Annotated in this window: 4 protein-coding genes; all 4 read right to left on the reverse strand. The window is 42.3% G+C overall.

Annotated elements, in window-relative coordinates:
• Positions 1-5: 5 nt before the first annotated feature.
• The 4 genes from ACEE75_RS06655 to ACEE75_RS06670 all read right to left on the reverse strand — a co-directional run bounded on the left by ACEE75_RS06655 (position 6) and on the right by ACEE75_RS06670 (position 12870).
• Positions 6-6878, reverse strand: a complete 6873-nt coding sequence (locus ACEE75_RS06655) for a peptidoglycan amidohydrolase family protein (protein WP_449173587.1) — start codon at positions 6876-6878, stop codon at positions 6-8.
• The gene (locus tag ACEE75_RS06660) at positions 6878-8371 is read right to left on the reverse strand and encodes a distal tail protein Dit (RefSeq protein ID WP_449173588.1); all 1494 of its coding nucleotides are present in this window, start codon (positions 8369-8371) and stop codon (positions 6878-6880) included. The genes ACEE75_RS06655 and ACEE75_RS06660 overlap by 1 nt, the downstream gene beginning before the upstream one ends.
• Positions 8368-12513, reverse strand: a complete 4146-nt coding sequence (locus ACEE75_RS06665) for a phage tail tape measure protein (protein ID WP_449173589.1) — start codon at positions 12511-12513, stop codon at positions 8368-8370. The genes ACEE75_RS06660 and ACEE75_RS06665 overlap by 4 nt, the downstream gene beginning before the upstream one ends.
• Positions 12514-12627: 114 nt before the next feature.
• Positions 12628-12870, reverse strand: a complete 243-nt coding sequence (locus ACEE75_RS06670; protein WP_449173590.1) for a hypothetical protein — start codon at positions 12868-12870, stop codon at positions 12628-12630.
• Between the last annotated feature and the right edge of the window lie 204 nt (positions 12871-13074).

Here is a 13074-nt window from a genome sequence, read left to right on the forward strand (position 1 = left end):
TTCTCCTATTTTATTTTATTTGAGATATTGATAGCGCCGTTATACATTGCTTTAAGTGTTGCATCCGAGAAACCTCCGTTTTTATAATGATTAAATAAATTCAAAATTTCTTTAATGATCGCTCTCAGCCACACACCATCAGTTGAACTATTTGATATCTTTATATCTCCTACGTACAATTGAGATTTCCTATAATCTATGCCGTAGGGGGCGATAATGACATTGCCTGTAGATGTTGAACTAGGGGGATAAGTACGTATTTCCCATCCAGAAGGGGATAATCCTGTATCTTCATCTTGTTCATAACTGTGTGTTAAACGGATGATATCTCCAACGACCGTAACTTTATCGGAGTTGTCACTATCATTACCTTGAACTCCTTTTATCGTATCGACAATGATTCCGTTGAAGCCGCCTTGACTCCATTTATTAACTAAATCATCCTTACGGCGTTCTGCGCCTAGAATAACTTTACTATTGATATACTCCCTACCACCGATATTGATTGGGGTATTTTTGAACAACATCCCTTGTGTAGAGGCATTAACTTGCTTTCTAAAAACGCCCGTGTCATTAGAGTTGAAGTTTAAGTTTCCGCTATTTAAATTAAAGTCGGTAACATTATTAGTTGCCCTCAAGATCCCACTGGTGACCCTGTCAGCTGACAGGTCTATCGATTGAACCGATGTTGAAAAGAGAGTTTTAGTCACTAAACGACCAAGCAAGGCATCATTAGCTACCAACTTGTCAAAGAAGGCGTTGTCAGCTTTCAAATGACTAGCTGTTACCGCTTCAGATGCTATGATAAATGCCGTAACAGACCCTGCTTCAAAATTAGCCGTCTTGAGCTTATCTACCATAGCAGACTTGATGACCGCATTGTCTATCAGAGTGCTACCAGTAATATGAGTTAATCGCCCATCAATGCGGTTAGTACCGTCTGCCAACAGGTTAATTTGGTTTAATACCTGACCGTTGCTAGTCAGGTTTTTAATTGAGTAAGACCCAGCCAGCTGACTAACCTGTGTTTGAGTCGCTGTCAAATCATTTTTAGTAGCGCTGTTACTCTCAAGGTTTCCAACTCTTGAAACGATACCGTTGGCTGTCTGCACTGCTTGACTGATAGCGTTACCTTGGTCTGAAATCGTCCGAGTATGGCTATCTACCGTGTCCTTGACTTCGTTGTATTTCGCTTCCGTCACCAAATCATCAAAACAAGCTTCCCACTTTCTCGCCACTGTTCCTTCAACAAGCATGATCTCGCCAAAAAACATTACAGCCGTTTGACCATCACTTGACCCATTATTATCAAATCGGATATAGCCATTATCGTTTTCACCCGAGTTAAAAGTAACAGTTACATACTCAGCTTTTGAATTTGAAAAGCGGCGATCTTTGATTGGTTGAGATATCGAAGAGAACCCGTCTGTCTCACTTGATTTACGTCCCAAGAAATACACATCTGAGTTACGGACGTTGCTTGAAGAGAACGCATAAAATGATAGCGTGTAGTCTGTGTTTCGTTTTACCTCGAAGCGATTGGTTGATGCCGTTATTTCTGCACTCCCAGTTGTTTGCAACAAAAACAACTTTCTTTGCCCGTTGTAGTAAAAACCATGTTGCGACACGATCATCTGTCCAGACCAATACTGAGTATTAGTTGGGTATCCACCGTTTCTGATAAGGTTCCCTCCGCTGAAATCAGTTGGAATTAGTGCCCTAGTCTCGCTAATTGTCCGACTAAAACTATCTGCTGTCTCTCTCACTTTGTTCTCAAGTGCAGCCGTAGTTGCGTAAGGCTGGAGTGCGGCGCTAGTAATATAACCACGTCCTGTAATATTGCTATCAACATCAGACTTAGTCTGATAACCTTTTGAGTTAATGGCTGATTCGACTTGAGTACTTGTTAAACGTTGCTCTATCAAGCCTGCTTGCGTTCGGATAGTCGTTTCTGCACTATTCAAACGACCTGTCAGATTATTAACATCCGTCTTTGAAGCCTTAGTCTCGATCGCCTGATTAGTAACTTGCAATTCTGCTCTGGTCGTTGAAATTTGATTGGCATTACTGTTAGCCTTGGTCAAAGCGTTGTCAGCAGTTGATTTCACATTATCAACATAGGTTTTCTCAGCTTTAAGAGCAATAGCAGACTGATTTTGCGTAATCGCTGTTCCTTGACTATCGACTGTCCGTTTTAGATTGTCAAAAGTCGTTTGAGATACCTTGCTAGATACATCATTGACCAGTTGCCTAATACTCGTTTCAGCAGTAGTCACTTTTCCTTGGGTCTCTGTTAACCTCATTGACAATTGTTCTTGACCTTCTGCTGTCTGATTGATTATCGTCCTAACGGAGCTGATATCATTCACTAGATCTTCCGTAGCCGGTGTCCACAATTCAATCAACTCAGATAGATAAAGAGTCATTTGCTCGATTTTGACATTTGTTGCAAGCGGGAAAGTATTATTAAATCGAATAAATATATTGTCTGTAAAATACGTTTCTGATGCACTGCTTAAGTCAAACAGCAAGTCAAAATGTTGCTTCCTTGTCGTATTCCCTTTGAACGTAATTCCTCCAGGATGATACCATGGACTAGATGAAAAATGAACATTTGTTGAAATATCTCTAGGCAATGCAGGATTGAAAGTAACATCAAAGCTTACTCTAACCATGTTACGTTCAAACCGTCTTGAATTTTTCCAAAAATCCTCAACAATAAAAAATCGTACATCTTGAGTAGCGACAGAAGTAACTGCATAATCACATAATTTAGAGTTCTTTATATAGTTGCGACTTCCTGCGTGTTGTGGTATCTTCGCCACCGTCTCACTAATCTCAGTTGTTATCCGATTCCCAAGCTGAGTAATAGAACTCTCATTGCTATTCAACCGTTGCTTAGCTTGGTCAAAATCGCTCGTTTTGACACGCTGTGAAATCTGGTCAGCTTGAACTTGCAAACTAGACTCTGCAGTGCTAACACGATTTTTCAGCTCATCCAGAGAATTTTGGTTAGCTAATAGCTTGATAGATTCCTTGGTTTTGGTCAATTCTGTCGAGACATCGTTGACCTGCCCGCTCAGCAAACCTTTGGCCGTCTCAACCAGCCTTTTAGCTTCATCTATTGCCTGATTCTTAGCCGTATTCAATTTGGTCTCTGTTGCCTGTCTTTCGACTGTGTTAAGCCTAACTGCTTCAGCGATAGCTTCAGACTTAGCTTGGTTAGCTCTAGCCATTGCACTCGCAGCATCTGTTTTAGCCTGCTCTCCAATTCGTTTAGCTTCATCTGCTAAGGATTGGTTTACTCCAGCTTTATCAAATAATTTCGCAATTTCATTAGCTTGAGCTTGAACACTCTCGTTGAATTTAGCATCAGCATCGTCAAACTTATCATTAATCTCTTGATTAAGCGCATCTGCATAAGCTTTAGCAGATTCTTTAGCTCCCTCAATTCCAGAATTAATGGAGGCAACACTCTCTTCAAACTTCTTATCAAAAGCTTGATTCATCTTCTCAACCGCTTGGTCGATTTCAGGGTTGCGAATTTCAGTGATGACAGGAGATGTTTTGATGACTTTACCGTTCGTTAAAACAGTTTCAGTGTAGCTGATCTGATAAGGTTTCTCTTTAGTCACTAGCTGGGGTGTTTCTGACCACTCCCCTTCCTCAGACGTGTCTCCATCTTTGTTAGTTCGGGTATAGGTTTTAATGGATTCAACGCCAGCGCCATCAACCACATTGGTTAAGGTGTAGTCCTCAGAAGCTACTAACTCGTTGTCCACATAAGCTTCAACCGTCAAGATGAGCGTCTCATTGATGTCAGATGCTTTAATTACGAACTCAGGCTCAACACTTAGAAGCTTCTCGCCATCTTTAAAATGGAAAGTGGCATCAACTTCTTTATTGCCTTTAAACAGGCTAGCACCGATAGTTGTTTCACCTTCGCCATTCTTAAAGACCAATCCCTTGTCTGCTACCAAACGAATTTGATAAGGTTTTGAAGCCTCTACCATCAGATTCATTTGAGCTAGGAGGTCTTTAGAGACCTGACTTTCAAAAGCTTTAAAGTTAGAAAAGACCGTTTTGTTTGAACTTGGATTGGTAAAGCTAATGTGCTGTTCAATGACCCGTGCTTCAAGGATAAGAGCAGGTTGGTACCCATTGTCTTGAATTTTGATCGTATCACCAATCTCAAGATCAACGTATCCTGAAACTTCATAGGTTATTTCAGGATAGCAGTTCTTTTTCAGCTCTCTCAAAGCTGTTGAAATCAGCACATCTTCTGAGTCGCTTTCAACCTTCATATCCTTGCGAATCCAGTTATCATCTCTTTCGTCGCCTGTTAATACAGACGGATAGAGTTCTCGAGATAAGGGAGCGTATAGACAGCCATTTCGAAGATAGAACTCAACCTCTCCTTTGGCGTTCTTCCATTCTTGGTAACGCTTAGAATCGATGGTAAAGGTCTGAGTCTCTGTTGTGGTTTGTGTTTCGGTCGATTCAGCTTTCGGCTGACTTTGAGGGGCTTGTGTTTGCACTTTCACCCCTTCAACTGTCTTACCAGCCTTTAGTTCTGGTGGGTAGACAATGGTTTGAGCTGAACCAAGATAGGCCTGAGCGTTGTAAGTTCGCTCAATAACATATTGCATGCCAGCAAAGTTTTGTTCGTAGACTGTCACGTTGCCACCCGAAACGCTCTTGATGATAACGGTATGCCCATAAGGTCCTGTCATCAAGAAGTTACTGCTGAAGTTGGACTTATTATTTAAAATAGCTCCAGCTTTCAGATCACCGACACTTCTAGGAGTAATGACGGACCAGCCGAACTGAGCCCAATTGTAATCCGTACCGATTTGAGATGCAGCCATCCCACCACCGACAAGACCACGTAGGCTATCCACACCGCCACCAAGACCAGCACCACCCAATATTTTGGAATAGTAAGCAACCAATCCATAACACTGACCGTTTCCGACGCGTTGACCCATCAGAGCCTTGATTTTAGACAAGGCTTCTGCTGTCTTCTCAGCCTTATTAGTTACTGTGGTAGTTGTTCCGCCACCAGTATTGGGAGCCGTGGTGGTCGTGATAGCATTTTTTAAACGGTAAACATAGGTATAGACGTTTCTTCCTGATACATAGGCGGCATAGTTGTTAACAGTAATCCCGTTCCCGCCGTAATTACAATGAATGATGTCGGTATCGTTCATCATAACCATGGTATGCCCTCCAGCTCCAGCAGAGTACCCACGTTTTCCCCAAATAATCACATCCCCTTGTTGAAGTTTGGTGGATTTATTTTCAGCTACTAGCTCAAATCCGTTTTTTAACAAAGGGTCATGCATGCTTTCTGTCGAGAATGGCCACCCTGTGTAATCAGTAAAACCAGCCTCTTTCATAGCATAGTAAACAGCACTTGAACAATCATATGAGCTAGGTCCAGTACGTGCATTCATGCTGTAGGTCACTTTCCCTTTTCGAGCTGAAAACCAATTGATCATCGCTTGAAGTTTAGGGTTGAGAGTTTTAGTGACCGTTCCAGTCGATTGATTAGGGATTTTAGGGTTAATCCAGTCATCGTCTAACCGATTAAGGATGTTATTGTTGTTCCTGTTAATCCCATCTCGAATACTACGCATTGATGATACGTAATGCGCATAGCCGACAGCAGCGTAATCATAGAGAGCTCCACCAACTCTAAAGAGCCCTTTGGTGTAGTCCTCGATATTTTTCTTCCCAGCAACCCCATACATTGAGCTAGTGCCCTGTTTTTGCTTCCCTAAAAGATAAGTGTAGTCTTTCAGGTAATCATCGACAGAGCTAAAGTGCATGTACGTGCCACCTTCATTGGCTGGACGTGCTGAACCTGTCGTTACTACGACGCCTGATGGACGCGTCTGCGCTCCACCCGTTAGACCGCCCCAGTTGTTATCAATCCGTCCAACATTTGAGTTCCCCCAGAAACTCTCTAAATAGAGCTGAGTGATTACGCCAGATGGTAAGAGGTTCATCTCAAAGCAGAGGTTCATGATAGTTTTAACACGGCTCGCTGCTAACGTATTGCCACCATATTTGATATCCCCACCAGTATATGTTGATGGAACAGCTTTAGTGGTTGAGCTGGTAGCTGGATTAGAGACTGTTACCGTCTTAGTGACTTGTCTTTGACCGCTAGGCATCACCATGTTGTAAATATTGGTCTTGTCAACCTTACGTGTGATCCCTTTGATATTCCGGCCATATTCTAGTAAAACATCTCCTCGACGTTTACCGACACCTTGGTTGTTATCATCATGCTGTTTGAAGATATTAATCTTAAACTCTTTCAAGGAGCTGTCTGAATTGAGGAAAGTCTTAAATTCAATCTCAGCTTCAAAGTTTGTCGCAATCGACAACAGGCGTTTAAGAAGAGTGTCTTCACCAGTCCACTCTAATGTCTTCTGCTGTTTTGCTACTTCGTTAACTCCGACAGTTAACGCCCCATTTCTACGAATTCCAAATTCATCCATATACTCGATGAAGGTCATCGCTTTGCTAGCTTTGTAAGCTGGCGCATACTCGTTTAGAAGCTCTAAGTTGAGATTCTCACACTGGCACGAAATAGTCTTCTCTGTCTCTTCAATACTCATGATATTGAAGAGGAAATCCTCCCCCTTATACCTAAACGAAACGAATGAACGTTCGGTTAAGGTGGTGTAGGCTCGTTCAAGGACTGTATCAGAGTTAACCATCTTCTTAAAGACGGTGAAGCTAAAGGTGGAAGATCCACTAGGGAGGTCTCGCTCAAAACTATCGTTAAAGAAGTTCAACGTTCCTTGTTTGCTATTATCAATGTAAGCCACCTTGCGTAGCTTGGAATCATGAATTGTTAAAAGCATTAAATCCACCTTTCTTCGAAATTAAAATTAACTGTTGGGGGCTGTGCCCATTCTGAATAGTAAACCTCGACCTCTGACTGCCCAGGGGGGATAGTGATGAATTGTGATCCATGTACTAATTCGTTCATCTTAGGGAGGTTATTAATTAGAATGCGATTCTCTTCATTGTTCAGCTGGATAATAGAGCCTGCTTGGTAGCGGTTTGGGATATCATCCCACCCCTGAACCTTATCCTTTCGATAAAGAAACTCATCCAAGTACATGTGTGTTACCATTGGAAGATTGAAATATCCTCCAAATGTGACCGTAACGTAGCCTGATTTCCGTCCCTTCAAACTAGGAACGGTAAAGCGCGGATATGCTCCCCACCAATAGACTTGAACGACATCATCAATTCGTTTGATATCCGTCCAACCACGTGTTGAGTTAAAGGGGTTATCAGCATCTTTATGAGTCCCTTTAAAGGTCCATTTTTTCAATACGGAGTACCCACCGCCTCCATCATCCACGACGAAGTTATATTCACATTCGAGACCAGCCTTCCGTTTGAAAGTCTCCACACCGTACATGAAACGTCTATCTGTGTCTAATACAGACACTTTCATGAAACCAAACTGGTTAGCTGAGCCGAGCCAAAAGATCTGTCTCCACCAAAGATAGTCGTTCAGTGATCCCCAATCGCCATTGCTATCATTAGGAATACGCCATGTTGCTGAGGCAACACCATGGCTACCAGCTGTCACTGTACCTCTATCAGCTAATCTGAGATGTGAACGCCCCCAGAGCTCATCCCAACCAAACGTCCCTGTTTGATTCTCTGTAGCTGGATCATTCGTAATCCCCTGATTGATGACCGCGCTTGAAAACCCAGCCTTTAGCTTGGTCTTTCTGAAATCAAGCAAAGGTTCAGACTGTTCGACGACCTTTCCATCAAGCTCTAATCGATTTCCGACTTCTTGAACGCCAGTTTGATTCACTAATCCTACCCAACCATTCTCTGAATTGTTTTGAATAGTAATAATAGGCAGTGCATCCACGTTTCCATTGTTTTGAAGGGTGAAGACTAACTTCTTCCCATCATCTCGATAATCAATCACACGCTTATATGCTCGACTGTGAGCCACGCCGTCAGGGACCAGGAAGGTGATTGTTCCTTGAGAACGATAATTGCTCACCTCCTGCATCCTAATTTCTCCTGTCGGTAAAGCTAAATAGTACTTATCACTTTCATCGGAGAAAATTAACTGTTTGGGTTCAGATATGTGAAAGATTCCAGCTAAGAAGTGTTTCAATTGATTTCGGTGTTTGGTGTAGATGCTAAAATCAATCTCTATCATCTTTTGAGCAATCGAGCTTTCTTGAACCAAAACACCAATTAAAGGAGAACTATCAAGAACATAATCACGACTATTACCAATGTCTCTTCGTACATCATGAATTTCAATGTGCTCAGAGAGATCGATGCCGTTAAACATTGCAGTTACGATACTCAAATCAATTCTCCTCTCATTCGTTTAGTTCTCCTCTTGTTTGCTTCCTGGTACTTATCAATCATGGTGCCGACACGCTCCATGTCGAGATAAACACCAGTCTCTCCTCTTTCAATTTGATGGCGATTGTTAGTTAGGGCGTCTAAGATTTGACGTAAAATGAAAACCACATCACTATTATCATTATTGATGACGGTACGATTCTCAACACGCTGTTGGATCTTATCCATACTTTGGAAGATAGCAGCATCAGCTGGAATCCCCACACCGTCAGCATATCTCGGAACACCACGCATTCGCATCAAATCCCTAGTCTTTCTAGCTGGCAGTACCTTAGAACCTCGTGGTAGTGGAAGAAGAACATCTCTTCCCTCTGGGATAAAGCTCTCCCCTGTTGGTAGAGTAACAAGCTCTTTATACAATGGCCCTTTTTGGTCATTGACAACAGCTAGACCTCCCTCGTGGAAATTGGTACCTTTTTCAAGACCAACTTTTTTAGCCAGAATTGAAATCCACTTAACAGATGGTATCTGCGCTAATGAATTAAGGACATCACCAACTGTGCTACCAACATTGTTTCGAGCGTTAATATCTGCTGGTCTGTTTTGTTTGACGTTGTTAATAGTGGTTGACGCAGCACTTGCTTGACTTTGTGTTTTGTTAGCTGCGTTAATAGCAGCTGGATGGTTTTGTTTTACGTTATTAATGGTAAACATGGCACTTGCTGATGCCCAACTCGTGTTATCGACAGCATTGATAGGAGAAGCTGTAGTCTGTTTGACGCTATCAATATTTGACTGAGCGCTTGCCTTACCAGAGCCAGTATTATCTGATGCACTAATAGAGACATCTTTAGCCCAAGGCAATCCATTTAATTCACGATTTGCTGATGCGACACCTGGTGTGGTGACATCGTTTGCTAAAATATCTACTTCTTTACCTTGTAAGGTATCAATTGCTGCCTGAGCAATATGAGCGTTTGGACTAGCCAAATCTTTAGCTAGTAACTCTTTTGCTTGAGGACTGAGTGCATTCCAGTTTTCTAAAGTCGTTTTAGCGATATCAGCCTTACTTGTGAAATCTGAATTATTAGCTAACAACTCCTTCATCTCAGGAGATAGCCCATTCCATGTGTCAAGTTGAGTCTTACTCTCTAGGATTGCCTGCAGGCCAGCTTGCCCATTAACAACTAACTTTTTCTCCTCTGGAGTCATCGAGTTCCAACGACCACTCTCTACCAAGGCATTGCCAATCTCCATCCGAGCGTTTGAGGTCACATTAGCTTCTTTCATCATGAACATCAGATTATTCCACCCTTGCTCAGACTCAGCCGATTTCATAACCTCTTCAATAGCATTGGATTTAACTTCTGCTTTTTTCTCATCGTAGGTTAGAGAGTTCCATAGGGTATTGGCTTGCTGTTGCTCAGCTGTCATATCCTTAGTGGACTGCGCTAATAAATGGTTATTATCGACGCCTTTTTTGACAGCGCTATCAACCTTATTCGCCAATTCTTCATAATCTAGCCCCATCTTCTCAAGAGCAGTCTTGGTTTTCCGAGCTACGTCTTCAGCATTTTCACCTTGTTTTTCACCCAAAGCGCGCTGTGCTTCAATGAACTTCTGTCCGAGAGTATCCATAGTGGTATTATGCTCTAATTCCAGTTGTTCTTTTTTTTGATTGTATTCAGCTTTAGTAAGAGCACCTTCTTCCCAGAGTTGCTTCAACTCAGCTTGCTGTTGCTTGTAGGTCTCTTGCTCAGCCTTCATTGCAGCCTTTAGACCATCGCTTGTTTTCTTGATCTGAGTTTCATTCAGATTAACCATCTCATCACTAAAAGCTTGACGAACAGCTTTTTCCTGTGAATTAGATAGATCCAGTAAATCAAGCTTGGTGTTGATTAGCTCACGCATGTTGTTTTCTACAATGCCTTTCTCAGCACTCGTCAACTGACTCACATCGCCATTATGTTTTTCATAAATTGCTGAGATTTGATTAGTCATCGTTTGAGCGTTATCAACCATCCGTTGATTGTGATCTTTAGCGCGTTGCACTTGCTCATCACTCAAACCCCACTTCTTAGCCATTTCCTCGATTCGCTGATTACTCGCTTGTGCTCCTTGTTGGATCTCCTGAAACAGACTAGATAAAGAGGATTTTAACTTGTCAACATTAACCGTCCCTTCACCACCTAAAATGCCAAGAGCCGTTTTAGTTTCATCAACCTTACCCTTAAAGATTTCAAGAGATTGTTTCGTTTCACCAGCAAGAATTGTCCCCCACTCTTGCGCCTTACGTTTAGCCTCATCTTTCTTATTATTCAAGTAAATGAGACGACCTGCTAAAGCTAAACTACCAGCAATAACAGCTCCAATTGGATTCCCAAGAAAACTTAAAGCAGTACCGAAGGCACTTGTAGAGCTCCCAGCACCTGCCATAGCAGTACCTGTAGTAGTTGCAGAAGTCGCCACAGAGGATAAGGTACTAGTCACTGCTTTTCTCGCCAAAACCTCGCTCATTTTGGTGGACAAAAAGCCAAAAGCACTCGAAACATTGCCAATAGCTGACACAGCATTACCAGCAAAGTTCAATAGCGGATAGGAAACTGCAAGACCACCAGCAATAGCCATCCAGAATTTTTGAGTCGTCTCATCAGCTTCCGCAAATTTCTCCACCCATTCCGTCACTTTTTCAATAATTGGAGTCAAAACTGGCAACAATTTCTCCCCAATTGTAATCTGCAGTACTTCCAAAGAAGAGCGAAAACGTTCAACTGCTGACTTCCCAGAACCCGACATTTTCTTGTAAAGCTCATCCGTATAGCCAGCTGCTCCCTTGGTTGCATCTGTCAGCTTGTTCAACTCATCCGCACCAGCACTCACTAAAGCATTAATACCTGACTGCGCTTCAACACCAAAAGCTTGGGCAATGATAGCCGCCTTCTGAGCATCTGTCATCCCTTCCGTATTCTTACGGATGCGGTCGATTACATCAGGAAGCTTAATCGCACCACTACGGAATTCCTCCGCAGAAAAGCCGAGTTGCTCGAAAGCAGCCGCATTTTCTTTGGACGGATCGAGCAGCTTAGATAAAGCCCCACGAAGAGCTGTTCCAGCCTTTTGACCATCGATACCAGCATTTGACAAGATCCCGATAGCAGCTGCAGTTTCCTCAAGACTCATACCAACAGAGTTTGCAACAGGTCCGACATACTCCATGGCTAGCCCCATATCAGAAAAGCCTGCCTTCGTCTTATTAGCGACAAAGGACAGGCTGTCAGTTACCCGATTGGTATTTTTAAGCATTTGATTAGTATCACTAGTAATCAAGCCAAATTGGCTGAGGATAGATGTTGTTGCCCCCATGACCGTTCCAAACTCTTCACCAGTTGCCTTACTTGCTGTCAAAATCGCAGGCATGGCACCAATGGTCTGGTTAGCATCGAAACCAGCCTTGATAACCTCCTGCATCCCAAGGTTAATATCAGAGGTGGAAATGCCAAATTGCTTAGCCCATTTCTTAGAATTATCCCCAAGTAGAGCAGTTGTTTTGTCTAGCGTCTTACTATCCGTTATGGTGTCACTGAGCAAAGCCTTGACCGTCTGCATTTCGCCACCAAAATCAAGAGCTTTCTTAGTTGCTAGCATAAAACCAGTAGATAAGGCAGTAGAGACAGGCATCATAGCATTCCCCATATTTGTCAATACAGATCCGACATTTTTAGCTCCTTCCCCAAAATTAGTCAAGGAAGTCCCCAATTTTCCCCACATAGAGTTTTGGGCATGAACCTTTACCAAGGCGGTTTCTACTCTACCAAGTTCCGCTCTCAATTGCTCTAGTTTAGCATTCTCACGCTCAATTTCTATAGCCGCACTTTCCCATTTCTTAGACCCAACATCGAGAGTGGCAAAATTCTTTTTCAATCGTGACAATACATCACCTTGTTTATCTAGCGCCTGTGTCAACGTTTTCTGCTTAGCGCCCAACAAAGTCATCGTGTTGCCACTACTTTTCATTGCAGCATCCAAAGCTCTCGCCTCAGCTTTGAAATAATTGACAGCTTTCTTACTGGCGTTCATGTTACTTGCAAACTTTGAACTATCAAGCTCAAGCTCTACCCGCATAGCACCTAAAGGTGTGGACATTTTATCTCCTTTCTAAATTTTAAGTACAAAAAAACACCTAAATCTAGGTGTTAAAATAATCAAAAACGATGAGATAACTTGTAGCTACTTCTGATGCTTAGGTTCACCAGTACATCACAACTTATCTCGATACATTACAGTAACAGTCGCAAGCAAGCATCCTAGCATCATATACCAGAACAAAGGTTGAAAAATTGCAGGAATAACAAGAATGATTAAGAGCATTTGAGAAACAAACGTTATATCTACAGACATCCAATACATTAAAAGTGCAAAATAAGGAATCCAAAGCAAGCATAATATCATAAAAATAACAAAATGACGTTGTTGTCTTTTTAACTCTTTTTCTAGGTTCATAATCACTCACCTCTCTACCCTCATTATACTCTTTTCACCTACGAAATCAAGTAAAATCAGGTGCTGAGAGGGGAATTCTGAGCGCATTTCGACCTCATTTGTGACCTATCTATCACCAACTATTGCGAGATTGTCCCTACAAACTCACCAATAGACATCACCTTCTCCTCTGTCGGCTCAGTCATATCATTATCTGCTTGCAAG

Source organism: Streptococcus sp. 11273D007BT (assembly GCF_053547195.1).

Bases quoted from the DNA above. Each gene is read 5' to 3' on its own strand.
- ACEE75_RS06670 (WP_449173590.1), bottom strand. From the start codon at position 12,870: ATGAACCTAGAAAAAGAGTTAAAAAGACAACAACGTCATTTTGTTATT.
- ACEE75_RS06665 (WP_449173589.1), bottom strand. From the start codon at position 12,513: ATGTCCACACCTTTAGGTGCTATGCGGGTAGAGCTTGAGCTTGATAGT.
- ACEE75_RS06655 (WP_449173587.1), bottom strand. From the start codon at position 6,878: ATGCTTTTAACAATTCATGATTCCAAGCTACGCAAGGTGGCTTACATT.